Source organism: Streptomyces narbonensis, from assembly GCF_014649015.1.
GTDB lineage: Bacteria > Actinomycetota > Actinomycetes > Streptomycetales > Streptomycetaceae > Streptomyces > Streptomyces narbonensis.
The window spans coordinates 44,143-69,105 of record NZ_BMSF01000025.1 but is presented as its reverse complement, the minus strand read 5'-3'; the positions used below and the strand labels follow the sequence as shown (position 1 = coordinate 69,105).

Here is a 24,963-nt window from a genome sequence, read left to right as displayed (position 1 = left end):
CCCGGCACGAAGGCCCGGAGACGGAACACCGTCTCCGGGCCTTCGGCGTTTCACCGCATCCGGCCCAGCCGCTCCTTCAGCCGCCGGGCGTCCCGCAGCCGCTGCTCGTAGGTGGCGCCCACCGCGAGCAGCAGGAGCCCGGCGAGGGCCGGCGGCAGCCAGCGGGGCAGCGCGTCCACGACCTGCACGACGTACGGGGCCAGCTCGTGCAGCCCGTCCAGGGCCAGTGCCCCGCCGCCGAGCACGAGCAGAGCCTGCAGCCGGAACCGCGCGCCCAGCAGCGTCACGACGAGCGCCGCGACCCCCAGGAGCAGCGGGCGCAGCCAGTCAGGGTCCACCCAGGCGGCGACGAGGCTCGGCAGCAGCGTCGCCGCGAGACCCGGGCCGTACGCCGTCCAGGACGAGACCTCCCGGTCCCGGCGCCGCCGCAGGAACCCGACGACCAGGGCAGGCACCGTCACCGGCAGCGTGTACGCCTCCGGGGTCGTCACGTCCGAGACCGCGAGCCGGACCCAGGTGGCGAGCAGGAACAGGACCGCCGCCGTCCACGAGGCGAAGCGCCGTCGCTCCGGCCGGACCGCCGTAGCCGCGGCGATCACCCCGGCGAGGGCCAGTACGAGCGCCAGGAACGCGGGCCGGGTCGCGGCGACCCCCATGGCGAGCAGCCCCACGCAAGCCCCGGTGATCTCCACGGCCAGGGCCGTGGAGCCCGTACGCACCCGGGCGCCCACGGCCGCGGTACCCGCGGGGACCAGGAGCAGCGCCACGGCCGTCCAGTGGTCCTCGAACCCGGCGGCTGCCGCCACCGCGAGGACGAGCCCCGTCGCCGTGAGGACGGCGGCGCAGGCGGAGACCACCCGGCGCGCACCCTCCCCGAGCACGGCGACGCCCGTGAAGAGCCCGAGCAGCACCCCCAGCGAGACGAAGGTCGCCCCCCGGACGTCCAGGGCGAGCGCGACCGCGCTCACGGCGGACGCGAGCCCGCCGGCGAAGGCGCACCAGCCGAGCGTGGTGCCGGGCTCCAGGACGGTCGCCCGCGTCGGGGGCCGCAGGGGCGCCCAGCCGGCCCAGGGAGTCCCGGGGCCGGCGAGCGGCGGCAGGACGGGGCCGGTGGGCCGTCCGGCCGCAGCTCCACCCTGCTTCAGCCCGCGAGCGAGCGGGCCGGGGCGGACGGCGAGCCAGAGGGTGGCCGCGGTGGTGAAGAGCTGGAGGACGAGCGTCGCCGCGTACGGCAGGCCGAGCGAGACCGGCAGGGCCGTGAGCAGCGCCCAGCCCGCCGCGAGCGCACCGCAGCGGGCCCAGAGCCGGGGGACGGCCGCGAGCGCCGCGGCGGCCACCAGGAGGACCAGCGCGGCGGTCGCCGGGTACGAGGTCAGGACCCGCTCGGCGTGCTCACCGGACCACACGTCCGTCGTCCGGGCCAGCGGCCCCAGGAGCCCCACGGCCGCGGGCGGCAGCGCCCACAGGCCACCCAGCGCCACGACCCCGGCACCGGAGGCCGCGAGACCCTGCCGCACACCACGAGGCAGCCACGCCGTCCCGGTCGCCGCGACAGCCGGTCCCAAAGCGTCCCGCGTGCCGTCCGTGCGCCACAGCCACGCCAGGGCCAGGCCGCAGAGGACGTAGCCCGGGACCGTCCAGTCCGAGGGCAGTGCCGCGCGGAGCAGGCCGCCGAGGGCCGCCGTCGCCGACAGGCCCGCGATCGCCGAGGCCGCCGCCGCGAGCCCGGGCCGCCGCCAGGCCACGTACAGCGTCAGAGCCGAGCCCGCCAGGAGCAGCGGCGCGCCGCTCCACGGAGAGGTCAGGGAGAGCCAGCCGCCCGTCAGGAGCGACCAGCCGCCGAGCGCCGCAGCCCCGGTCGCCGCCGTGATCCGGACCGACGCCGGACGGGCCCACAGCACCGCCGCCAGGTCCGCCGCGGCCGTGACCAGCGCCGCCCAGGCGAAGGCCGTCGGTCCGCTCCCGGCCGCGAGCACGCCCAGCGGCAGCGGCAGCTGGGCCGCGACCACCGCCGCCGGCAGCGGGATCCGCAGCCGGGGGAGCGTCGAGCCGTACGCCGTCCACGCGCCCGCGAGGACCGCCGACGCCACCGCCGTGTAGCCCAGGCCGTCCGTCCCCGCCAGCGCCACCCGGTGCAGCGCGTACGCGTCGAGGATCATCAGGACGAGGCCCAGCGCCGCAACCGACTCGGCCGTCGAGACCAGGCCCCTCCGCAGCAGAGCCACCGGCGCGGCCAGGGCCGCGGAGGTCACCACGAGCAGCACCGCCGCGCGGCCGCCGATCCCCATCGAGCCCCAGCTCACCAGCGTGAAGGCGATCGCGGCGATCGTCAGGAGCGTCCCGCCGAGCGTCAGCAGCACGTTCTGCGCGCTCCGCGGGGTCGAGTCCGCGACCGCCCTGGTCCCGGGCAGCGGCGGTGCCATCCCGGGCAGCCGCGGCGCCATCGCGGCGACCGGCGGGTACAGCGCCCGGATCAGCCAGGCCCGGCGGGCCAGCAGTTCGGTCCGGCGCGCGTCGAGTCGCGCCAGCTCGCGGTCGACGAGCGCCAGCTCGTCCGCGGGCGGCAGGGGAGTGTTCATACCGGGAGTGTGGCCCCGGCCACACGGGACGGGAATGCGTCGCCGTACTCAGATCCCGGCCTGAGTACCCCAGACTGGGCGCATGGACTGGTGCCGGTACCGCTTCCGGAGCGTCTGGCGGCTCGCCGCCCCGCCCGACGCCGTCTACGCCGTACTCGAACGCGCCGAGGAGTACCCGCGCTGGTGGCCCCAGGTCCGCGAGGTCGTCCCCCTCGACGACACCACCGGCACCGCCCGCTTCCGCTCCCTCCTCCCGTACGAACTCGTCGTCACCGCCAGCGCCCTGCGCCGCGACCCCGTTGCCCGGATCCTGGAGGTCGGCCTCGGCGGGGACCTGGAGGGGTGGGTCCGCTGGACCCTCACGGCGGAAGGGACGGGCACCCGCGCCGTGTACGAGCAGGAGGTGGAGGTCCGCGCCCGGCTCCTGCGGGTGCTCGCCGTCCCCGGCAGGCCCTTCTTCCGGGCCAACCACGCGCTGATGATGCGCGGTGGCCGACGGGGACTCGCGGCCGAAATGGGGGAAGCCGCTCGGCGAGAGCGCCGATGAGGGGCGCCGGCCGCGTGACGGGCGGGACGGTTTGAACGAACCCCTCGCGGGCCTGTATGGTTCAACCCGTTCCCGGGCGATTAGCTCAGCGGGAGAGCACTTCGTTCACACCGAAGGGGTCACTGGTTCGATCCCAGTATCGCCCACCGGGAAAGGCCGGTCCGTCGAAAGACGGACCGGCCTTTGTCATGCGGTCACCACCCGGCCCGCCGCCTCATCCGTCAGGCCGCCGTGCGCAGTTCCGGTCGCAGCGGCCACGCCGGGTCCACCGTCTCCGGCGTCCCCTGCCGCGTGAACCACGCCTGGAGACCGCGCGCCTGGGCCGCGTGCCACACCGCCTGGAGCGTGTGCAGCTCCGCCGGGGACAGTCGCTCCAGCCGGGACGAGAATCGCCGCGCCACAGCCCGTACGAGCTCCATCGCCGCCGCCGCGTCCGCCGCCGCGTCGTGCGCCCCGGCCAACTCGACCTCGTAGTGCGCGCAGAGGTCGGTCAGCGTGCGGCGGCCCTTGCGGTAGCGGTCCAAGTGCTTGTCCAGGACCCGCGGGTCGAGCACGCACAGCGGGGCGCTCGCCAGATAGGTGCCGAGCGTGGACGCCCGGTGCCGCCGCAGCTCGCGGTCCAGGATCGTCAGATCGAAGGGCGCGTTCATCACCACCAGCGGGCGCCCCGACGCGACCTGCTCGGCCAGCGCGCGCGCCAGCTCCTCCATCACCGGAGCCGGCCACCGGCCGTTCCGCTGAAGGTGATCATCCGTCAGGCCGTGCACCGCGATGGCCTCGGCGGGCACGGGTATGCCCGGATTCACCAGCCAGCGCGTCACCCGCGGGCGCGCTCCCGCCGTGTCCTGCACGACCAGGGCGGCCGAGACGATCCGGTCCCCCTCGACGTCAACTCCCGTGGTCTCCGTGTCGAAAGCGGCCAGGGGCCCCTCGAACCAGTGCGTCGTCATCCCCGAACTCCTCGCACACGTGCGGCAGATGGCCAACCCCCTGCCCCGAAACGGTGATACCCGCACTGTTTGCGCCGTACGCGGACCGGTCACAACAGAGGGGACGGGGAAGGAAAAACGACATGGCGCTCGCCCAGCCCGAGTCGGGAGGGCTGCCGCCCCAGGGGCTGGCACCGACGCGCGGCTCACTCGCCACCACCGCATGCATGGAGACCCTTCAGGTGGGATACCTGCACGCCGTCGCCGCCGCGGCCGGCTGCTCGCTGTCCCAGCCCTTTCCGGACAACGGCATCGACTGGCACGTGAGCCACGGTTCGCCCGGACACACCGTCGACGACGAAGTCACCATCAAGGTGCAGCTCAAGTGCACCTACCAGATCCCTCCCCGCCCGCCGGGGAGCACGTTCTCCTTCACCCTCGACAACGACCACCTGGTGAAACTCGCCCGGACGCCCGTGTCCGTGCACAAGATCCTGGTCGTGATGATCGCCCCGAGGTCCCAGGAGGACTGGCTGCGGGCGAGCCACGACCGGCTCGACCTGCGGCACTGCTGCTACTGGACCAACCTGGCCGGACACCCGGTCACGGGACGCCGCCGGACCACCGTGCGCATCCCGACGGCACGGATCTTCGACGACCGGGCGCTCTGCGAGATCATGACCCGGGTCGGCGTGGGAGGGAGACCCTGATGCACCGGTCCGTCGACGAACCAGGATTCGGGGAGAGGGACGGGGCCGGGCACGGCCCCGTCTCCGTTCCGCCGCCCTACCGACCCCACCCTGCCCCCGGCGACACCCCCGGCCACTGGAGCGGGATCCCCGCCCCGCCCGCCGGGCCCTGGGCCGACGCCCACGGCGCACCGGACCCCGGCCGGGTCGACCCGCGCGTCCTCGGCGTCCTCCTCGCCCGCCACGGCTGGCGGCGGCGCGGCGGGGCCGCCGGACGCTACAGCCGCTGGACCCCGCCCGGCGGCCCCGGCACGGGAAGCGGCGGCACGAGCCTCCTCGTCCCGGAGAGCCGGGCCTTTCCGGACTGCGAGGACCTGCTCGGCGAGGCGCTCGCCGCCCTCGCCCACAGCGGCACTCCCTCCGCGCGCGAGGTCCTCACCGGCCTCTCCGTCCCCAGCGACGAGATCCGCTGGTGGCGCGACGTCCCACCGGGCCCGGCCGGCACGGTCCCCTGGACCGTGCAGGAACAGCTCAGGTCGGCGGCCCGCCAGCTGCTCCTCGCGGGCGCCCTCGCCGTGCGCGGACGGGCCGGCTACCACGGCGCCCGCCACCGCCGGCCCGCCCAGGCCTCCCTGGAGACCGTCGTCGTGGGCGCCGCCCCCGGCGGCCGGGGCCTGACCGCCTTCCTGCCCGTCCAGCCGGGCCGGCCCATCGCCGTCCGGCTCTACCACGCGCTCTACGCGGCTCGGGAGGCCACCGACTACCAGCGGGCCACCGGCGGCATGGAGGCCTTCGACGCCGCCGTCGAGGCGGGCGTCAGCCGCGAACTCACCGAGGCCCTCATCGCCCTGGTCCGGGGCACCGAGGGCGCCAGGGTCGCCCTCGAATGGGCCCCGGCCGCCGGAGCGCCCGAGGGGTGCGCGGCCCGCCCCGAACCCGTCGAGTTCTCGCCCGGCGACCTGCCCGCCCTGCGGGAGGCGAGCGCCCGCTATCTGACCGACGAGCCCTCCGTACCGGTCCGGATCACCGGGGCCGTCGTCCGCATGCGCCGCTCGGGGGCGCGCGGCGACGGCACCGTCCGGCTGCGGGTGCTCGGCGGGGCGGAGGTCCCGCACGTCCGCGTCACCCTCGGCGAGGAGGCGTACCGCACCGCCGTCCACGCCCACCTCGTCGGGCTGCCCATCCGGGTCGTGGGCCGTCTGGAGAGCCGGGGCGGCTTCCGGCGGCTGACCGACGCCGCCGAGGTCGTCCCCGTCCAGGTCGACGAGGCGGAGCGGGACCGGCTGATGAAGTCGCTCCACGAGAACCTCGACTTCTTCGAGGAGGCCTGCGGCCCGGACGAGGAGTGAGGGCCGCGCCGACGGGCGGGAACCTGTCCCGGGCGCCGGCGGGAGCGCTCCGGGGACAACGGGCCGCGGAAAGGATTTCGCGGGCGGGCCGGTCGAATCGGTAAGATCGGCGGCGACGCGGCACCTCGTCTCTGCCGCGCACCGTCGGCGCCGGCACCTCGTGCCTGCCTGCGCCCCAATGGAAGAAGAACACCAGTGTCTGAAGTCCGTGTGACCGTCCAGTCCGCCTCGGAGGCAGAGGAGAGGGCGGTGAGCGCGGGCACCACCGCCGGTGCCCTCTTCGCCGACGACCGCACCGTCATCGCCGCCCGCGTCGGCGGCGAGCTGAAGGACCTCTCGTACGAGCTCGCCGAGGGCGATGTCGTCGAGGGCGTCGAGATCTCCTCCCCGGACGGTCTCGACATCCTGCGCCACTCCACCGCGCACGTCATGGCCCAGGCCGTGCAGGAGCTCTTCCCCGAGGCCAAGCTGGGCATCGGCCCGCCGGTCCGGGACGGCTTCTACTACGACTTCGACGTCGAGAAGCCCTTCACTCCCGAGGACCTCAAGGTCATCGAGAAGAAGATGCAGGAGATCCAGAAGCGCGGCCAGCGCTTCTCCCGCCGCGTGGTGACCGACGAGGCCGCCCGCGAGGAGCTCGCCGACGAGCCGTACAAGCTGGAGCTCATCGGCATCAAGGGCTCCGCGTCCACCGACGACGGTGCCAACGTCGAGGTCGGCGGCGGCGAGCTGAGCATCTACGACAACCTCGACGCCAAGACCGGCGAGCTGTGCTGGAAGGACCTCTGCCGCGGTCCCCACCTGCCGACCACCCGGAACATCCCGGCGTTCAAGCTCATGCGCAACGCCGCCGCCTACTGGCGCGGCAGCGAGAAGAACCCGATGCTCCAGCGCATCTACGGCACCGCCTGGCCGTCGAAGGACGAGCTGAAGGCCCACCTCGACTTCCTCGCCGAGGCCGAGAAGCGCGACCACCGCAAGCTCGGCAACGAGCTGGACCTCTTCTCCGTGCCGGACGAGATCGGCTCCGGCCTCGCGGTCTTCCACCCCAAGGGCGGCATCATCCGCCGGGTCATGGAGGACTACTCACGCAAGCGCCACGAGGAGGAGGGCTACGAGTTCGTCTACTCGCCGCACGCCACCAAGGGCAAGCTGTTCGAGAAGTCGGGCCACCTGGACTGGTACGCCGAGGGCATGTACCCGCCCATGCAGCTCGACGAGGGCGTGGACTACTACCTCAAGCCCATGAACTGCCCGATGCACAACCTGATCTTCGACGCGCGCGGGCGCTCCTACCGTGAGCTGCCGCTGCGCCTGTTCGAGTTCGGCACCGTGTACCGGTACGAGAAGTCCGGCGTCGTGCACGGCCTGACCCGCGCCCGGGGCTTCACCCAGGACGACGCGCACATCTACTGCACCCGCGAGCAGATGGCGGAGGAGCTGGACAAGACCCTCACCTTCGTCCTCAACCTGCTCCGCGACTACGGTCTGAACGACTTCTACCTGGAGCTGTCCACCAAGGACCCGGAGAAGTTCGTCGGCTCCGACGAGGTCTGGGAGGAGGCCACCGCCGTCCTCCAGCAGGTCGCCGAGAAGCAGGGCCTCCCGCTGACCCCCGACCCGGGTGGCGCCGCGTTCTACGGCCCGAAGATCTCGGTGCAGGCGCGGGACGCCATCGGCCGTACCTGGCAGATGTCCACCGTCCAGCTCGACTTCAACCTGCCGGAGCGCTTCGACCTGGAGTACACCTCCCCGGACGGCACCAAGCAGCGCCCGGTCATGATCCACCGCGCGCTGTTCGGTTCCATCGAGCGCTTCTTCGCGGTGCTCCTGGAGCACTACGCGGGTGCCATGCCGCCGTGGCTGGCGCCGGTGCAGGCGACCGGTATCCCGATCGGCGACGCGCACGTCGACTACCTGCACGACTTCGCGGCCAAGGCGAAGAAGCAGGGTCTGCGGGTGGACGTCGACTCGTCCTCGGACCGGATGCAGAAGAAGATCCGGAACGCGCAGAAGCAGAAGGTCCCCTTCATGATCATCGCGGGTGACGAGGACATGGCCGCCGGTGCCGTCTCCTTCCGCTACCGCGACGGTTCGCAGGAGAACGGCATCCCCGTCGACGAGGCCATCGCCAAGATCGCCAAGATCGTCGAGGACCGCGTCCAGGTCTGACGACCCAGGAGCGACGTCAGGAGGCCCCCGGGGAGTTCCCCGGGGGCCTCCCCCCGTCCCCGTCCTTCTCGTCCTCCCGCCTGAAGGACTGGATCAGCCAGGACGAGAACGAACCCGTCACCGCGCCGAGGAGGGCGAGGCCGCAGGCCATCACGCCCACCGCCACCACCCTGCCCATGGGTGTCACCGGCACCACGTCGCCGTACCCCACCGTCGCGAGCGTGGCGCAGGTCCACCACACCGCGTCGCCGAAGGTGAGGATCGAGGCCCCGGGGGCGTCCGCCTCGTAGTGGTAGACGGTGAGGGCGCCCGCGAAGCCCAGCAGGGCCACGGTGAGGCCGGAGTAGACCATCACGCGCGCGTAGAGGCCGAGCCGCGGCTCGTCGTGGCGGCGCTGGATCTGGTTGTAGATGCTGACCATCCGCACCGGCCGCAGCAGCGGCAGGATCACGACCACCGTGTCGAGGAGATGGGTGCGGAGGAAACGGAGCGGGCCCAGGCCGCTGAGCCGGAGCCGTACCGCGTAGTCCACGACGAAGAGGGCCCAGGAGGTCAGGGTGAGCACGAGAATGACGTCGAGCCATCCGGCGGAGAGGTGGCTATGGGCGAGGATGCGTACCGCGTAGCCGGCCAGATAGGCCACGGAGGCCACGGCGAGCGGTGCCTCCATACGGCGGTCCCAGCGCTCCAGCCGGGGCGGGTTCGGTGACCTTTCGCTCATCGGATCAGCATGGCGGCTGCATGGATCTTCCGCCCCGGCGACACGTTCCGAACGGGCTACGCAATATGCTGCACAGCATGACGACTGAGCCGGAGCAGCAGATCGGAGTCGGGACGCGGGACGCGTTCCAGCGACTGTGGACGCCTCACCGGATGGCGTACATCCAGGGGGAGAACAAGCCGACCGGACCGGGGGCCGACGACGGTTGTCCGTTCTGCTCGATTCCGTCGAAGTCCGACGAGGACGGGCTGGTGATCGCCCGCGGCGAGAGCGTGTACGCGGTCCTCAACCTCTACCCGTACAACGGCGGCCACCTCATGGTCGTCCCCTACCGGCACGTCGCCGACTACACGGACCTGGACGCGGCGGAGACGGCGGAGCTCGCCGACCTGACCAAGCGCGCGATGGTCGCGCTGCGGACGGCGTCGGGGGCGCACGGCTTCAACATCGGCATGAACCAGGGCGCCGTCGCGGGCGCCGGAATCGCCGCGCACCTGCACCAGCACGTGGTGCCGCGCTGGGGCGGCGACACCAACTTCATGCCGGTCGTCGGGCACACCAAGGTGCTTCCGCAGCTGCTCGCGGACACCCGGAAGATGCTGGCCGACGCCTGGCCGGCCACCATCTGATCCGTCCGTCCGTACGGGCGACCCGGGTCAGGCGTCGTAGACGTCGGCCTTCTTCGGGCCCGGGTCCTGGACGGCGCCGCCGAGGATCATCGAGCGGTTGGTGAAGCGCTCCGTGTCCACGCCGTGGTCGTCGAGCATCGCGACGGTCGCGGAGTGGACGGCCCGCAGTACCGGCGTGGCCATGCGGATGGCGTCGTCGGCCATGAAGCGGTTCTTCCAGAGCGGGCCCGCCCAGACGTGCCGGAGCCCGAAGGGCTCGGGCAGCACCATCTTGCCGCCGAGGAACTCCAGGACCGGCGGATACCAGGTCAGCGGGGCGCGCACGGCGAGCCGGACGATGTCCTCGGTCTCCAGGAGAGGCTGCTGGATCTCCCTCGTCTCCCAGAAGCGGACCGTCTTGGAGACCTCCTTGGTCTTCGCCTTCGGCTTCGTGGTGAAGAGGCCGTGCACGGGCCCGAGCGCGTGGCCGGTGACCTCGATCCGCAGCGTGTGGAGGAGCGAGGTCACGGTCACCATCATCGTCAGGACGAGGTTCCCGTCCCAGAGCGTGAACTGCACCCCGAGATAGTGACGGTTGCCCGCCCCGAACTGCTGGTCGTTGCAGATGCGCTGTATCTCGTGCGGCTTGACCTGGTAGTGCACGATGCTGTCGCCCTCGGGACGGGTGACCTCGTCGGCGCCCTCCCCGACCGGCGAGATGATCCAGTGCTTGACGGTCGGCTTGGGGAAGCCCGTCTTGAGGGAGCCGCGCTCCAGCAGCGTGAGCTCGTCGTGGATCTTCCGTATGACGTCCCAGGCGCGGAAGGCGTGGATCTCCCGGCCCGCCTGGGGGATGAGCTCCTCGGCGAGCGTCCAGCTGCCCCAGCGGGTGCCGAGACCGAGGACACCCTTGGCGCCCGCGTAGAAGACGATGTTGGACTGCTGCTCGGCGGAGAGCTTCTCCAGATTGACCCGGAGCTCCTCCGCGGACTTCTCGCCCGGGTCCTGCGGAGCGGACTTGGGGACGTGCGGACCGACGCCGCCGCCGCTGAGCAGACCCGTCCACCGCTCCCGCAGGTCGACCGCGTACCGCTCGCAGATCCGGCGCGCGAGGAACCAGCCCACGACCGGCGCGACGATCATCGCGCGCAGGTAGTTGGACAGGATGCCGTCGAGGGGCAGCTTGATCAGGACGATCGCCGCGAGGAGGCCGGCCCCGAAGAGGAGGGCGGTGCCGGCGGCACCCGCGCGCTTGTTCTCGCTTCCGGAGGCGAGGCGGCGGAGCTGGATGACACCGAGCCACAGCAGCATGCCGGGCAGGAAGAGCACCCCGCAGACGAAGGTGACCAGGGTCAGCTTGACGTCGCGCTGCCTGCGGATGTGCGTGGCGGCGAGGCAGTGCTCGACGACCGGCTGGGGGTCGGCGCCGAAGGACTGGATGAGCGGCTTGCGGGCGCCGCCGAGGACCCGCACCTGGACGGCGCGGGAGAAGGCCTCACCGAGGTCCGGCCGGAACAGCCCCCATTTCCCTTCCTTGACCGTCGTCTTGTACAGGTCGTTGTCCGCCTCCTGGATCGTCGAGAGCGGGCTGTCCCGGTACGCGGCCGAGGCGAGGGCCTGGGTCGCCCCCGTCTGCCCGTCCGAGCCCATGAGGGGGACTTGCGCCCCGGGTCCGAATCCGTCGAAAGCCACTGTCGCCCCCATCGCCGCGATCACCTGTGCGGGCTGTTCCCAACTGCCGCGCCCCGCACACCTTCTGAGCTGGGCACCACAGCGTAACCGGGTACTGCCTGATGCGTCACGGCCTGTGGATATCGACGGCCGAATGACGTCCGCCCGGCCTGCGCCGAGCGGACGTCCCTCGCTGTCGCCCCGTCAGACGGGCACCCTGTCAGGCCTGTTCGCGGATCCTCTCCGCGAGGTGCGGGGGCATCGGCTCGTGCCGGGCGTACGCACGGTCGAAGCGGCCCGTGCCGTGCGAGACGGAACGCAGGTCGATCGCGTACCGGCTGATCTCCATCTCCGGCACCTCCGCCCTGACCAGGGTCCGCCCCGGCCCCGCCTGTTCGGTGCCGACGACCCGGCCGCGCCGCCCCGACAGATCGCTCATGACCGGGCCCACGTACTCGTCGGGGACGAGGACCTGGACCTCGGCGACCGGTTCCAGGAGATGGACGGGGACCTCGGCGGCCGCCTCGCGCAGCGCCAGCGCCCCGGCTGTCTGGAAGGCGGCGTCGGAGGAGTCGACCGAGTGCGCCTTGCCGTCCCGGAGGGTGATCCGGACGTCGACCAGCGGGTGACCGGCGGCGACGCCCCGGGCGGCCTGGGCCCGCACCCCTTTCTCGACGGAGGCGACGAACTGGCGGGGCACCGCTCCGCCGACCACCTTGTCGACGAACTCGACGCCGCTGCCCGTCGGCAGCGGCTCCACGTCGATCTCGCAGATCGCGAACTGGCCGTGGCCGCCGGACTGCTTGACGTGCCGGCCCCGGCCGGCCGCGGCGCCGCCGAAGGTCTCGCGCAGCGACACCTTGTACGGCACGGCGTCGACCTGGACCCCGTACCGCCCCCGGAGCCGTTCCAGGACGACGTCCTGGTGTGCCTCGCCCAGACACCACAGCACCACCTGGCGGGTGTCCTGGTTGTGTTCGAGGCGCATGGTCGGGTCCTCGGCGACCAGCCGGGCGAGGCCCTGCGAGAGCCGGTCCTCGTCGGCCTTGCTGTGCGCCTCGACGGCGAGCGGCAGCAGCGGCTCCGGCATGCTCCACGGCTCCATGAGGAGTGGATCGCTCTTCGCGGAGATCGTGTCGCCGGTCTCGGCGCGGCCGAGCCGGGCCACACAGGCCAGGTCCCCGGCGACACAGTGCGCCATGGGCCGCTGCTGCTTGCCGAAGGGCGAGGTGAGGCCGCCGATCCGCTCGTCGACGTCGTGGTCCTCGTGCCCCCGGTCGGCCAGGCCGTGGCCGGAGACGTGCACGGTCTCGTCGGGGCGCAGGGTCCCGGAGAAGACCCGTACCAGGGAGATCCGGCCGACATAGGGGTCGGCCGCGGTCTTGACGACCTCCGCGACCAGCGGGCCGTCGGGGTCGCAGGTGGCCGGCGGCCGGGGCAGGCCGTCGGGCGTGGTGACGGCGGGCGGCTCGTGCTCCAGGGGAGAGGGGAAGCCGCGCGTGATCAGTTCGAGGAGCTCCAGGGTGCCGAGGCCCTGCGTCCCGCCGTCGGCGGCGGGGGCGGCAGCCAGGACCGGATGGAAGCTGCCCCGGGCGACGGCCTTCTCCAGGTCGTCGACGAGCGTCTTCACGTCGATCTCCTCGCCGCCGAGGTAGCGGTCCATGAGGGTCTCGTCCTCGCTCTCGGCGATGATCCCCTCGATGAGCCGGGCGCGGGCCTCCGCGATCAGCTCCCGCTGCCCCTCGTCGGGCTCCTCCTCGCGCCGCACGCCCGTCGAGTAATCGAGGATCCGCTCCGAGAGCAGACCGACGAGCCCCGTGGCGGGTGCGTGCCCGTCGGCGCCCTCGGTGCCGTGCACCGGCAGGTAGAGGGGGAGGACGGCGTCGGGGTCGTCATGCCCGAAGAGGTCGGCGCAGACGGCCGTGAGCTCGGTGAAGTCGGTTCGGGCGGTGTCGAGGTGGGTGACGACGATGGCCCGGGGCATGCCGACGGCGGCGCACTCCTCCCAGACCATACGGGTGGAGGCGGCGACGGCATCGGCCTCCTGCGCGGCCGAGACGACGAAGAGGGCCGCGTCCGCAGCCCGCAGACCGGCCCTCAGCTCCCCGACGAAGTCGGCGTACCCGGGGGTGTCGAGGAGATTGATCTTGAATCCGTCCCAGCCGACCGGGACGAGGGAGAGCTGTACGGAGCGCTGCTGGCGGTGCTCGATCTCGTCGTAGTCGGAGACCGTCCCGCCGTCCTCGACGCGCCCTGCCCGGTTGACCGCCCCGGTGGCCTGGGCGAGTGCCTCGACGAGGGTCGTCTTGCCGGATCCGCTGTGGCCGACCAGCACCACGTTCCGTACGGACGCGGGCCGGTCGGCCGTCAAAGCCCTGCCGGCGGCTCCGGGGGCCGTGTTCGCCTTGTCACCCATGATGTGTTCCTCCCGACTGCTCGCACGGTGCGGCGGGATGCGGGCGCGGGGGAGTGGCATGTCGCGGTGCGGCTCCTGCGGTGCCCGCGGTGCTCCTTCGAGCTTTGCACCGGCTTCGGGACGCGTCCATACGTCGTACACGCACCGGCCCCCGGAGGGCGGCGACGCGACGGGAACGGGTGCCCGCCACTTCGGCGCCGCGCGCGTGGCTACGATGGGTGAGCCGGTGGTCATAGGGGCCGCGCGGCCCACCGAACCTCGGGAAGGCCATGCTGAACAAGTACGCGCGTGCCTTTTTCACGCGTGTCCTCACACCGTTCGCCGCGTTTCTGCTCCGCCGGGGCGTCACTCCGGACGCGGTCACGCTCATCGGCACCGCGGGAGTGATGGCCGGTGCGCTGGTCTTCTTCCCCCGGGGAGAATTCTTCTGGGGCACGATCGTCATCACCCTCTTCGTCTTCTCCGACCTCGTCGACGGCAACATGGCCCGGCAGGCGGGGATCTCCAGTCGCTGGGGGGCGTTCCTCGACTCGACGCTCGACCGGGTCGCGGACGGCGCGATCTTCGGCGGCTTCGCGCTCTGGTACGCGGGCAAGGGCGACGACAACGTGCTGTGCGCCGTCGCCATCTTCTGTCTCGCGAGCGGCCAGGTGGTGTCGTACACCAAGGCCCGTGGTGAATCGATTGGCCTGCCGGTCGCCGTCAACGGACTGATCGAGCGTGCCGAGCGCCTCGTCATCTCGCTGGTCGCCGCCGGTCTCGCCGGACTCCACGCCTTCGGCGTGCCCGGCGTCCAGGTGCTGCTCCCGATCGCCCTGTGGATCGTGGCGGTCGGCAGCGCGGTGACGCTGGGGCAGCGCGTGGTGACGGTGCGACGGGAGTCGGCCGAGGCGGACGCCGCGGCCAGGGGGAGTGAGGCGACCACGTGAGCGCGCTGAAGGACAGGCTGACCGACGGGGTGTACGGCCTCGGCTGGTCGACCGTGAAGAAACTGCCGGAGCCGGTGGCGACCGGCCTCGGCCGACGGATCGCCGACTTCACCTGGAAGCGGCGCGGCAAGAGCGTCCTGCGCCTGGAGTCGAACCTCGCGCGCGTGGTGCCGGACGCCACGCCGGAGCGGCTCGCCGAGCTGTCGAAGGCCGGCATGCGCTCGTACATGCGGTACTGGATGGAGTCCTTCCGGCTGCCGACCTGGAGCAAGGAGCGGGTCGAGCGCGACGTCGACATCAAGGACGCCCACTACCTGCTCGACGGTCTCGCCGCCGGGCGCGGCGTCATCCTCGCGCTGCCGCACCTGGCCAACTGGGACCTGGCGGGCGTGTGGGTGACCCGCGCGCTCGGCGTGCCGTTCACGACGGTCGCGGAGCGGCTCAAGCCGGAGACGCTGTACGACCGCTTCGTCGCCTACCGCGAGTCCCTCGGCATGGAGGTCCTCCCGCACACCGGAGGCTCCGCCTTCGGGACGCTCGCGCGGCGGCTGAGGGCCGGCGGCCTGGTCTGTCTCGTCGCCGACCGCGACCTGTCCGCGTCCGGCGTCGAGGTCACGTTCTTCGGTGACACGGCGCGGATGCCGGCGGGACCGGCGATCCTCGCGCAGCAGACGGGCGCGCTGCTGCTGCCGGTGACGCTCTGGTACGACGACACGGCCGTCATGCGCGGGCGGATCCACCCGCCCGTCGACGTACCCGAGTCGGGTACCCGCACCGAGCGGACCGCCGCCGCGACCCAGGCGCTGGCCGACGCCTTCGCCGCCGGCATCGCGGACCACCCGGAGGACTGGCACATGCTGCAGCGACTGTGGCTCGCCGACCTGGAGGAACGCCCCGAGGCTCCGCAGAGCCCGGACCGGCAAGGGGAGCGGACCGCGTGAGGATCGGGATCGTCTGCCCGTACTCCTGGGACGTGCCGGGCGGCGTCCAGTTCCACATCCGCGACCTCGCCGAGCACCTCATCCGGCTCGGGCACGAGGTCTCCGTCCTCGCACCCGCCGACGAGGACACACCGCTCCCGCCGTACGTGGTCTCGGCCGGCCGGGCCGTGCCCGTCCCGTACAACGGCTCGGTGGCCCGGCTCAACTTCGGCTTCCTCTCCGCCGCGCGGGTACGCCGCTGGCTGCACGACGGCACCTTCGACGTCGTCCACATCCACGAGCCGACCTCGCCCTCCCTGGGCCTGCTCACCTGCTGGGCGGCGCAGGGGCCGATCGTGGCCACCTTCCACACCTCGAACCCGCGCTCGCGCGCCATGATCGCCGCGTACCCGATCCTCCAGCCCGCCCTGGAGAAGATCAGCGCCCGCATCGCGGTGAGCGAGTACGCGCGCCGGACCCTCGTCGAGCACCTCGGCGGCGACGCCGTCCTCATCCCCAACGGCGTCGACGTGGACTTCTTCGCCCGCGCCGAACCGAAGAAGGAGTGGCAGGGCGAGACGCTCGGCTTCATCGGGCGGATCGACGAGCCGAGGAAGGGCCTGCCCGTCCTCATGCGCGCCCTGCCCCGCATCCTCACCGAGCGGCCCGGGGCCCGGCTCCTGGTCGCCGGCCGGGGCGACGAGGAGGAGGCGGTGGCGTCCCTGCCGGCCGAGATGCGCTCACGCGTCGAGTTCCTCGGCATGGTCAGCGACGAGGACAAGGCGCGGCTGCTGCGCAGCGTCGACGTGTACGTGGCGCCCAACACCGGCGGCGAGAGCTTCGGCATCATCCTCGTCGAGGCGATGTCGGCCGGCGCGCCGGTCCTCGCAGCCGACCTCGACGCCTTCGCCCAGGTCCTCGACCAGGGCGGCGCGGGCGAGCTCTTCGCCAACGAGGACGCGGACGCGCTCGCGGACGCGGCGATCCGGCTATTGGGCGACGAGGCGCGCCGCGCGGAACTGAGCGCCAGGGGCTCGTCGCACGTCCGCCGCTTCGACTGGTCGACCGTCGGCGCGGACATCCTCGCTGTCTACGAGACGGTCACGGACGGCGCGGCGGCGGTGGACACGGACGAACGAGTCGGAGGCCTGCGGGCCCGCCTGGGGCTGTAACCCTCGGGGCGAGCCCGGCCCCGGGCGGCGCCTTGCCGCACTCGGCCCGGGCCTTGCCCGGTCTACGGCGGTGCGCACCGCCGTGTGGGGCGGCGCCCCGCCCGGGCCGGGCGGTGCCCACCGCCGTGTTGCCCGGAAGCCCAGGCCCGGCAAGGGGCGCCGTCCCGGTGTGCCCGCGGGGGCAGGGGCGCGGCCGCCGCCCCGGTAGCCTGTTCGCCCGTGACCGAAACCCTGATCTGGACCGTCGTCGCGCTGATCCTCATCGGCGTCTATCTCAGCTGGACCGCCGGCCGCCTCGACCGTCTCCACTCCCGTATCGACGCCGCCCGCGCCGCCCTGGACGCCCAGCTCCTGCGCCGGGCCTCGGTCACCCAGGAGCTGGCCACCTCCGGTGTCCTCGACCCTGCCGCCTCGATCGTGCTGTACGAGGCCGCGCACGCCGCCAGGCAGGCCGAGGAGGACCACCGGGAGGTCGCCGAGAGCGAGCTCAGCCAGGCGCTGCGCGCCGTCTTCGGCGAGCCCGAGCAGGTGGAGCTCGTACGGCAGGCGCCCGGCGGCCCGGAGGCCGCCGAGGAGCTGGCCGCGGCCGTCCGACGGGTGCCGATGGCGCGCCGCTTCCACAACGACGCCGTACGGGCCGCCCGCGCCCTGCGCCGCCACCGCAAGGTCCGCTGGTTCCGCCTCGCAGGCCACGCACCCTTCCCGCTGGCCTTCGAAATGGACGACGAGCCGCCTGTGGCCCTTGCCGATCGACCTGCCTGACCCCACGTCACCTGGGAAAACGATCCACCGGGTCCACATTGGCCCTTGATGTGGACCCCATGTGGCCTGTTACCTCGTCTTGTCGTCAACCCCTGTTGTCACGAGTGAGGTACCTGTGTCCACCACGCCTTCCACCACCTTCCAGTCCCCCGAGACCGGCACGGCCCGCGTCAAGCGCGGCATGGCCGAGCAGCTCAAGGGCGGCGTGATCATGGACGTGGTCAACGCCGAGCAGGCGAAGATCGCCGAGGACGCCGGCGCCGTGGCCGTCATGGCCCTGGAGCGGGTCCCCGCGGACATCCGCAAGGACGGCGGCGTGGCCCGCATGTCCGACCCGAACATGATCGAAGAGATCATCGGCGCGGTCTCCATCCCGGTCATGGCCAAGTCCCGCATCGGTCACTTCGTCGAGGCCCAGGTCCTCCAGTCCCTCGGCGTCGACTACATCGACGAGTCCGAGGTCCTGACCCCGGCCGACGAGGTCAACCACTCCGACAAGTGGGCCTTCACGACCCCCTTCGTCTGTGGCGCCACCAACCTGGGCGAGGCCCTGCGCCGCATCGCCGAGGGCGCGGCCATGATCCGCTCCAAGGGCGAGGCCGGCACCGGCAACGTCGTCGAGGCCGTCCGCCACCTGCGCCAGATCAAGAACGAGATCGCCAAGCTGCGCGGCTTCGACAACAACGAGCTCTTCGCCGCCGCCAAGGAGCTGCGCGCCCCGTACGAGCTCGTCAAGGAGGTCGCCGAGCTCGGCAAGCTGCCGGTCGTGCTGTTCTCCGCCGGTGGTGTCGCCACCCCCGCCGACGCCGCGCTCATGCGCCAGCTCGGTGCCGAGGGCGTCTTCGTCGGATCCGGCATCTTCAAGTCCGGCGACCCGGCCAAGCGCGCCGCCGCCATCGTGAAGGCCACCACCTTCTTCGACGACCCGAAGGTCATCGCGGATGCCTCCCGCAACCTGGGCGAGGCCATGGTCGGCATCAACTGCGACACCCTCCCCGAGTCCGAGCGCTACGCCAACCGGGGCTGGTAAGCACCGATGAGCAACACGCCCGTGATCGGTGTCCTGGCCCTCCAGGGCGACGTACGGGAGCACCTGATCGCCCTGGCCTCGGCTGACGCCGTGGCCAGGCCGGTCCGGCGCCCCGAGGAGCTCGCCGAGGTCGACGGCCTGGTCATCCCCGGTGGTGAGTCCACCACCATCTCCAAGCTGGCCGCGCTCTTCGGCCTCATGGAGCCGCTCCGCGAGCGCATCGCCGCGGGCATGCCGGTCTACGGCACCTGCGCCGGCCTGATCATGCTCGCCGACAAGATCCTCGACCCGCGCTCGGGCCAGGAGACCTTCGGCGGCATCGACATGATCGTCCGCCGCAACGCCTTCGGGCGGCAGAACGAGTCCTTCGAGGCCGGCGTCGGCGTCACGGGCATCGAGGACGGCCCCGTCGAGGGCGTCTTCATCCGTGCCCCGTGGGTCGAGTCCGTCGGCGCCCAGGTCGAGGTCCTCGCCGAGCACGGCGGCCACATCGTGGCCGTACGGCAGGGGAACGCCCTGGCGACCTCGTTCCACCCCGAGCTCACGGGGGATCACCGCATCCACGCCCTGTTCGTCGACATGGTGCGCGCCGCGGGCTGATCCGATCCCGGTAGGATCTCTGGGGTTCGTGCAGTAATGGGTTACGCGAAGGAGACAGGCAGATGTCCGGCCACTCTAAATGGGCTACGACGAAGCACAAGAAGGCCGTGATCGACGCCAAGCGCGGCAAGCTCTTCGCGAAGCTGATCAAGAACATCGAGGTCGCGGCCCGGACCGGCGGCGATGACCCGGCCGGTAACCCGACGCTCTACGACGCCATCCAGAAGGCTAAGAAGAGCTCGGTCCCGAACAAGAACATCGACTCCGCGGTCAAGCGCGGCGGCGGCCTCGAGGCCGGTGGCGTCGACTACGCCACGATCATGTACGAGGGTTACGGCCCGAACGGCGTCGCGGTGCTCATCGAGTGCCTCACCGACAACCGCAACCGCGCCGCCTCCGACGTCCGCGTCGCCATGACCCGCAACGGCGGCTCCATGGCCGACCCGGGCTCGGTCTCGTACCTGTTCAACCGCAAGGGCGTCGTCGTCCTCCCCAAGGGCGAGCTGTCCGAGGACGACGTCCTGGAGTCGGTGCTCGAAGCCGGCGCCGAGGAGGTCAACGACCTCGGAGAGTCCTTCGAGATCATCAGCGAGGCCACCGACCTGGTCGCGGTCCGTACCGCTCTCCAGGCGGCCGGCATCGACTACGACTCGGCCGAGTCCAGCTTCGTCCCGACCATGCAGGTCGAGCTCGACGAGGAGGGCGCGCGCAAGATGTTCAAGCTGATCGACGCGCTGGAGGACAGCGACGACGTGCAGAACGTCTTCGCCAACTTCGACGTCAGCGACGAGGTCATGGAGAAGGTCGACGCCTGATCACGGCTCTTCCGCAGCGGGCCGACGGGGACACACCCCCGTCGGCCCGCTGCGTTGTCAGTGCCACCCGATAGCCTGCACAAACAGTTGAGCGACAGCGGTCCAGGGAGGGGCACAGTGCGCGTTCTCGGGGTGGACCCCGGGCTGACCCGGTGCGGCATCGGCGTCGTCGAGGGCGTCGCCGGCCGGCCCCTGACCATGCTCGGGGTGGGCGTGGTCCGGACGGCGGCGGACGCCGACATCGGCGTGCGTCTGGTCGGCATCGAGCGCGGCATCGAGGAGTGGCTCGACCGCTTCGAACCCGAACTGGTCGCCGTGGAGCGGGTGTTCAGCCAGCACAACGTGCGTACGGTGATGGGCACGGCCCAGGCGAGCGCGGTCGCCATGCTGTGCGCCTCGCGCCGCGGCATCCCCGTCGCCCTGCACACCCCCAGCGAGGTCAAGGCCGCCGTCACGGGGAGCGGCCGCGCCGACAAGGCCCAGGTCGGGGCCATGGTGACCCGGCTCCTGCGGCTCTCCGCGCCGCCCAAGCCGGCCGACGCCGCCGACGCCCTCGCCCTCGCCATCTGCCACATCTGGCGCGCCCCCGCCCAGAACCGCCTCCAGCAGGCCGTCGCCCAGAACCGCCTCCAGCAGGCGGTCGCCAAACACCAGGCAGCCCAGCAGCCGACAACCACCCCGCACCAGGCATCCGCCGTGAAAGGCCGAACCCGATGATCGCCTTCGTCAGCGGCCCGGTCGCCGCGCTCGCCCCCAGCACCGCCGTGATCGAGGTCGGCGGTGTGGGCATGGCCGTCCAGTGCACGCCGAACACGCTCTCCGCCCTGAGGATCGGTCAGGAGGCCCGGCTCGCCACCTCCTTGGTGGTCCGTGAGGACTCGCTCACCCTCTACGGCTTCGCCGACGACGACGAGCGACAGGTCTTCGAGCTCCTCCAGACCGCCAGCGGCGTCGGCCCCCGCCTCGCCCAGGCGATGCTCGGCGTGCACAGCCCCGACGCGCTGCGGATCGCCGTCTCCACCGGCGACGAGAAGGCCCTCACCGCCGTCCCCGGCATCGGCAAGAAGGGCGCGCAGAAACTCCTCCTCGAACTGAAGGACAAGCTCGGCGCCCCCCTGGGCAGCAGCGGCATGGTCGGCGCCCAGCGCGCCGCCGCCTCCGGGCCCGCGCCCTGGACCGAGCAGCTCTCCGCCGCGCTCATCGGGCTCGGCTACGCGAGCCGCGAGGCCGAGGAGGCCGTCAGCGCCGTCACGCCGCAGGCCGAGGCCGCCCTCGCCGAGACCGGCACCGCGCCCGTACCGCAGCTGCTCCGCGCAGCGCTCCAGACCCTCAACCGCGCCCGCTGACCCCCCGGCCCCCGGAGGGGCCGGGCGCCACCCCGACCGTACGAACGAGAAGGCATCCACCGTGAACTGGGACGACGAGACCACCGCCGAGGCAGCCGAGGCCGAGGCGCGGATCGTCGGCGCCGCCGCCGAGGGCGACGACCAGGCCGTCGAGGCCGCCCTGCGCCCCAAGGACCTCAGCGAGTTCGTCGGCCAGGAGAAGGTCCGCCAGCAGCTCGACCTGGTCCTCAAGGCGGCCCGCCAGCGCGGCGCCACCGCCGACCACGTGCTGCTCTCCGGCGCCCCCGGTCTCGGCAAGACCACCCTCTCGATGATCATCGCGGCCGAGATGAACGCGCCGATCCGCATCACCTCCGGCCCCGCCATCCAGCACGCAGGCGACCTCGCCGCGATCCTCTCCTCCCTCCAGGAGGGCGAGATCCTCTTCCTCGACGAGATCCACCGCATGTCCCGGCCCGCCGAGGAGATGCTGTACATGGCGATGGAGGACTTCCGCGTCGACGTCATCGTCGGCAAGGGCCCCGGCGCCACCGCCATCCCCCTGGAACTCCCGCCCTTCACCCTGGTCGGCGCCACCACCAGGGCCGGACTCCTCCCGCCCCCGCTGCGCGACCGCTTCGGCTTCACCGCCCACATGGAGTTCTACGACCCGAGCGAGCTCCAGCGCGTCATCCACCGCTCCGCCGGCCTCCTCGACGTCGAGATCGACCCCGCCGGCGCCGCCGAGATCGCCGGCCGCTCGCGCGGCACCCCCCGCATCGCCAACCGCCTCCTGCGCCGGGTCCGTGACTACGCGCAGGTCAAGGCCGACGGAATGATCACCCGGGAGATTGCCGAGGCCGCCCTCCGGGTGTACGAGGTGGACAGCCGCGGCCTCGACCGACTCGACCGCGCCGTCCTGGAGGCCCTGCTCAAGCTCTTCGGCGGCGGACCGGTAGGCCTGTCCACCCTCGCGGTCGCCGTGGGGGAGGAGCGCGAGACGGTCGAGGAGGTCGCCGAACCCTTCCTCGTACGCGAAGGACTGTTGGCCCGCACGCCCCGTGGCCGGGTCGCTACTCCCGCCGCATGGACGCACCTCGGACTGGTTCCGCCGCAGGCAGCGGGCTCGGGAGCACACGGAAGCGGACAACAGGGGCTCTTCGGGGCGTGACGGTGTGACACTCGTCCGGACACTCGCCCCTACCGGAACCAGGGTGCGATGCTGGACGTTGTTCCATCGATGCGGACTCGCCTAGACTCCGCCGATGCCGACCTTTCTGGCCGGCACGCCCACCCCCGAAGATCAGGCCGCGGGTTCTCCGCGACCGTGCGAAGGAAACCCTTCCCGTGAGCATCGTGACCCTCCTCCCCTTCATCGTCCTCATCGGGGCCATGTTCCTGATGACCCGCTCTGCGAAGAAGAAGCAGCAGGCGGCCGCGCAGATGCGCGACGAGATGCAGCCCGGCACCGGCGTGCGGACGATCGGCGGGATGTACGCCACCGTCAAGGAGATCGGCGACGAGACCGTCCTCCTCGAGGTCGCCCCCGGCGTCCACGCCGTCTACGCCAAGAACGCGATCGGCGCGGTCCTCCAGGACTCCGAGTACAACCGCATCGTCCACGGCGACGACCCGGAGTCGGACACCGACACCGTCGTCCCGGACGACGCCTCCTCGCTCACCGAGACCGCGGAGCCCGAGGACGCGGCCCCGAAGGCCGACCTGACGAAGAAGGCGGACGCGGCCGAGGCCGCCTCCGAGGGGCAGAAGGACGGCAAGGCCGACGGCGAGGCCGACGCGAAGTAGTCGCGGCCGGGGACCGTGCACGCCCACCGGCGTGCGCGGTCCCCGGAACGGTTGCACGTCTGCGGGGGCAGGTCCCCACCACACACTTCGTGGCCGTCTCACGCATACCCGGCGGGAGACGGTTGGACAGGGAGATACGACAGGTGGCAGCACCGAAGAAGGGCCGAGGGCCGGCGGGGGGACAGAGCCGTCCGGGCCGCGCCCTGGCAATCATCCTGATCGCCATGGTCGCGCTCACCGGCGGCATGTTCTGGTCGGGGCACACCACCCCGCGCCTCGGCATCGACCTCGCCGGCGGAACGTCGATCACGCTCAAGGCGAAGGCCGAGCCCGGCCAGGAGTCGGCGGTCAACGAGACCAACATGAACACCGCCGTCGGCATCATCGAGCGCCGTGTCAACGGCCTGGGTGTCTCCGAGGCCGAGGTCCAGACCCAGGGCCGCGAGAACATCATCGTGAACATCCCCCGGGGTACGAACGAGAAGCAGGCCCGCGAGCAGGTCGGAACCACCGCCCAGCTCTACTTCCGGCCCGTTCTCACCGTCGCCGACGGCGCGCCCCCGGCGGCGCCGAGCGCCACCCCCTCGGGCTCCGCCTCCGGAACCCCCTCGGCCAAGCCGTCCGCCTCGTCCTCCACCGGCGCGAGCGTGGGTGAGAAGTCGGCGACCCCGACGGCCACCGCCACCACGCAGGGCCGCGCGGTCAGCGAGGCCCTCAAGGCCCCGAGCCCGACGCCCACGGCGACCGCCTCGTCCTCCGCGAAGCCGAAGCCCACCGGCACCCCGCAGGCGACCCCTTCGCCCGACGCCGCCACCGCGGCGCTGCAGCAGAAGTTCGCCACCCTGAACTGCCTCGACCCCAAGCAGCGCGCCGCCGCCGGCCAGGGCGTCAAGCCGACCGAGCCCGCCGTGGCCTGCGGCGAGGACAACCCCGGCGTGTGGGCGAAGTACCTCCTCGGACCCGCCGAGGTCGAGGGCAAGGACGTCGACGACGCCGCGGGCCAGTTCGACCAGCAGCGCGGTATGTGGATCGTCACCATGGACTTCACGGACGCGGGTTCGAAGAAGTTCCAGTCGATCACCGGCAAGCTCTCGCAGCAGGCCGACCCGCAGAACCGGTTCGCGATCGTCCTGGACGGCCAGGTCGTCTCGGCGCCCTCGGTGCGCCAGACCCTCAGCGCCAGCGCGGAGATCTCCGGCAACTTCAACCAGCAGTCCGCCCAGGACCTCGGCAACATCCTGTCCTACGGCGCCCTGCCGCTCACCTTCGAGACCCAGAGCGTCGACACCGTCACCGCCGCGCTCGGCGGTGACCAGCTGGAAGCCGGTCTCATCGCCGGTGCCATCGGTCTCGGCCTGGTCATCATCTACCTGGTCGCCTACTACCGGGGCCTGTCGCTGGTCGCCATCCTCAGCCTCGGTGTCTCGGCGCTCCTCACCTACGTGATCATGGCCCTGCTCGGCCCGGCCATCGGCTTCGCGCTGAACCTGCCGGCCGTCTGCGGCGCCATCGTCGCCATCGGTATCACCGCGGACTCGTTCATCGTCTACTTCGAGCGCATCCGCGACGAACTCCGCGAGGGCCGCACGCTCCGCCCGGCCGTCGAGCGCGCCTGGCCGCGTGCCCGCCGCACCATCCTGGTCTCCGACTTCGTGTCGTTCCTGGCCGCGGCCGTGCTCTTCATCGTCACCGTCGGCAAGGTCCAGGGCTTCGCGTTCACGCTCGGCCTCACCACCCTGCTCGACATCGTCGTGGTGTTCCTCTTCACCAAGCCGATCATGACGATGCTCGCGAAGACCAAGTTCTTCGGCAACGGTCACCCGTGGTCGGGTCTCGACCCGAAGCGTCTCGGCGCCAAGCCGCCGCTGCGCCGCTCCCGCCGTGCCACCACCCCTGCCGCTGCCGACCCGAAGGAGGCGTGAG

At 72.2% G+C, this 24,963-nt stretch carries 22 protein-coding genes and 1 tRNA gene; 18 read left to right on the top strand and 5 right to left on the bottom strand.

From position 1 onward, the window contains the following. Window positions 1-50: 50 nt before the first annotated feature. Entirely contained in the window at window positions 51-2,579 is a 2,529-nt protein-coding gene (locus IE124_RS31755) for an SCO7613 C-terminal domain-containing membrane protein (RefSeq protein ID WP_189513087.1), read from the bottom strand. Window positions 2,580-2,661: 82 nt separating this feature from the next. Here IE124_RS31755 and IE124_RS31750 point away from each other — a divergent pair, with 82 nt between their 5' ends. Continuing rightward, window positions 2,662-3,126: an SRPBCC family protein gene (locus IE124_RS31750; protein WP_189513085.1), complete on the top strand. Its 465-nt coding sequence runs from the start codon at window positions 2,662-2,664 to the stop codon at window positions 3,124-3,126. Window positions 3,127-3,200: 74 nt separating this feature from the next. Next, window positions 3,201-3,272, top strand: a tRNA-Val gene (locus tag IE124_RS31745). A gap of 75 nt (window positions 3,273-3,347) precedes the next feature. On the opposite strand, the gene IE124_RS31740 is transcribed toward IE124_RS31745, so the two are convergent. Continuing rightward, window positions 3,348-4,076: a 3'-5' exonuclease gene (locus IE124_RS31740; RefSeq protein ID WP_189513082.1), complete on the bottom strand. Its 729-nt coding sequence runs from the start codon at window positions 4,074-4,076 to the stop codon at window positions 3,348-3,350. 122 nt (window positions 4,077-4,198) lie between these two features. Here IE124_RS31740 and IE124_RS31735 point away from each other — a divergent pair, with 122 nt between their 5' ends. From IE124_RS31735 to thrS, 3 genes are all read left to right on the top strand, one after another. After that, the gene (locus tag IE124_RS31735; RefSeq protein ID WP_189513080.1) at window positions 4,199-4,765 is read left to right on the top strand and encodes a DUF4365 domain-containing protein; all 567 of its coding nucleotides are present in this window, start codon (window positions 4,199-4,201) and stop codon (window positions 4,763-4,765) included. Beyond that, window positions 4,765-6,093 carry a serine/threonine-protein kinase gene (locus IE124_RS31730; RefSeq protein ID WP_189513079.1) on the top strand — a complete coding sequence of 443 codons (1,329 nt, stop codon included), beginning with the start codon at window positions 4,765-4,767 and terminating at the stop codon, window positions 6,091-6,093. The genes IE124_RS31735 and IE124_RS31730 overlap by 1 nt, the downstream gene beginning before the upstream one ends. A gap of 195 nt (window positions 6,094-6,288) precedes the next feature. Next, complete coding sequence (thrS, locus tag IE124_RS31725) at window positions 6,289-8,265, top strand: threonine--tRNA ligase (RefSeq protein ID WP_189513077.1); 1,977 nt, start codon at window positions 6,289-6,291, stop codon at window positions 8,263-8,265. Window positions 8,266-8,281: 16 nt separating this feature from the next. Here the strand turns inward: thrS and IE124_RS31720 are convergent, their stop codons facing one another. Next, window positions 8,282-8,986, bottom strand: a complete 705-nt coding sequence (locus IE124_RS31720; RefSeq protein WP_189513075.1) for a potassium channel family protein — start codon at window positions 8,984-8,986, stop codon at window positions 8,282-8,284. Between the two features lie 65 nt (window positions 8,987-9,051). On the opposite strand from IE124_RS31720, the gene IE124_RS31715 reads away from it, so the two are divergent. Beyond that, on the top strand, window positions 9,052-9,615 hold the full coding sequence (locus IE124_RS31715) for an HIT family protein (protein WP_055644536.1): 564 nt from the start codon (window positions 9,052-9,054) through the stop codon (window positions 9,613-9,615). A 27-nt stretch (window positions 9,616-9,642) separates the two neighbouring features. Here IE124_RS31715 and IE124_RS31710 read toward each other — a convergent pair whose 3' ends face one another. Together IE124_RS31710 and IE124_RS31705 are read right to left on the bottom strand one after the other, a co-directional pair. Further along, window positions 9,643-11,298, bottom strand: coding sequence for an AbeC-like domain-containing protein (locus tag IE124_RS31710; protein WP_189513073.1), 1,656 nt, complete (start codon window positions 11,296-11,298; stop codon window positions 9,643-9,645). A 187-nt stretch (window positions 11,299-11,485) separates the two neighbouring features. Then, the gene (locus IE124_RS31705) at window positions 11,486-13,681 is read right to left on the bottom strand and encodes an elongation factor G-like protein EF-G2 (protein ID WP_189513071.1); all 2,196 of its coding nucleotides are present in this window, start codon (window positions 13,679-13,681) and stop codon (window positions 11,486-11,488) included. A gap of 269 nt (window positions 13,682-13,950) precedes the next feature. Between IE124_RS31705 and pgsA the strand changes: the two genes are divergently transcribed. The 12 genes from pgsA (at window position 13,951) to secD (ending at window position 24,962) form a co-directional block, all read left to right on the top strand. After that, window positions 13,951-14,610, top strand: coding sequence for a phosphatidylinositol phosphate synthase (pgsA, locus tag IE124_RS31700; RefSeq protein ID WP_189513070.1), 660 nt, complete (start codon window positions 13,951-13,953; stop codon window positions 14,608-14,610). Window positions 14,611-14,615: 5 nt separating this feature from the next. Next, window positions 14,616-15,551, top strand: coding sequence for a phosphatidylinositol mannoside acyltransferase (locus IE124_RS31695; RefSeq protein ID WP_370468851.1), 936 nt, complete (start codon window positions 14,616-14,618; stop codon window positions 15,549-15,551). Beyond that, on the top strand, window positions 15,548-16,702 hold the full coding sequence (locus tag IE124_RS31690) for a glycosyltransferase family 4 protein (protein WP_189513068.1): 1,155 nt from the start codon (window positions 15,548-15,550) through the stop codon (window positions 16,700-16,702). Before IE124_RS31695 ends, IE124_RS31690 begins: the two co-directional genes overlap by 4 nt. A gap of 219 nt (window positions 16,703-16,921) precedes the next feature. After that, window positions 16,922-17,464 carry a hypothetical protein gene (locus tag IE124_RS31685; protein WP_189513067.1) on the top strand — a complete coding sequence of 181 codons (543 nt, stop codon included), beginning with the start codon at window positions 16,922-16,924 and terminating at the stop codon, window positions 17,462-17,464. Window positions 17,465-17,579: 115 nt separating this feature from the next. Then, complete coding sequence (pdxS, locus tag IE124_RS31680; protein ID WP_055644543.1) at window positions 17,580-18,494, top strand: pyridoxal 5'-phosphate synthase lyase subunit PdxS; 915 nt, start codon at window positions 17,580-17,582, stop codon at window positions 18,492-18,494. Between the two features lie 6 nt (window positions 18,495-18,500). Next, complete coding sequence (pdxT, locus tag IE124_RS31675; protein ID WP_189513066.1) at window positions 18,501-19,094, top strand: pyridoxal 5'-phosphate synthase glutaminase subunit PdxT; 594 nt, start codon at window positions 18,501-18,503, stop codon at window positions 19,092-19,094. Window positions 19,095-19,156: 62 nt separating this feature from the next. Then, complete coding sequence (locus tag IE124_RS31670) at window positions 19,157-19,909, top strand: YebC/PmpR family DNA-binding transcriptional regulator (RefSeq protein WP_189513065.1); 753 nt, start codon at window positions 19,157-19,159, stop codon at window positions 19,907-19,909. A gap of 117 nt (window positions 19,910-20,026) precedes the next feature. Continuing rightward, window positions 20,027-20,626, top strand: a complete 600-nt coding sequence (ruvC, locus tag IE124_RS31665) for a crossover junction endodeoxyribonuclease RuvC (protein ID WP_189513063.1) — start codon at window positions 20,027-20,029, stop codon at window positions 20,624-20,626. Continuing rightward, window positions 20,623-21,255 (top strand): Holliday junction branch migration protein RuvA, encoded by a 633-nt coding sequence (gene ruvA / locus IE124_RS31660; protein WP_189513061.1) that lies wholly within the window; start codon window positions 20,623-20,625, stop codon window positions 21,253-21,255. The genes ruvC and ruvA overlap by 4 nt, the downstream gene beginning before the upstream one ends. Window positions 21,256-21,316: 61 nt before the next feature. Next, a complete protein-coding gene (ruvB, locus tag IE124_RS31655) occupies window positions 21,317-22,405 on the top strand; it encodes a Holliday junction branch migration DNA helicase RuvB (RefSeq protein WP_189513059.1) in 1,089 nt (362 codons plus the stop codon). Between the two features lie 176 nt (window positions 22,406-22,581). Continuing rightward, window positions 22,582-23,040 carry a preprotein translocase subunit YajC gene (gene yajC / locus IE124_RS31650; protein ID WP_189513057.1) on the top strand — a complete coding sequence of 153 codons (459 nt, stop codon included), beginning with the start codon at window positions 22,582-22,584 and terminating at the stop codon, window positions 23,038-23,040. A gap of 143 nt (window positions 23,041-23,183) precedes the next feature. Further along, on the top strand, window positions 23,184-24,962 hold the full coding sequence (gene secD / locus IE124_RS31645; RefSeq protein WP_189513055.1) for a protein translocase subunit SecD: 1,779 nt from the start codon (window positions 23,184-23,186) through the stop codon (window positions 24,960-24,962). The last annotated feature ends 1 nt before the right edge of the window (window position 24,963 follow it).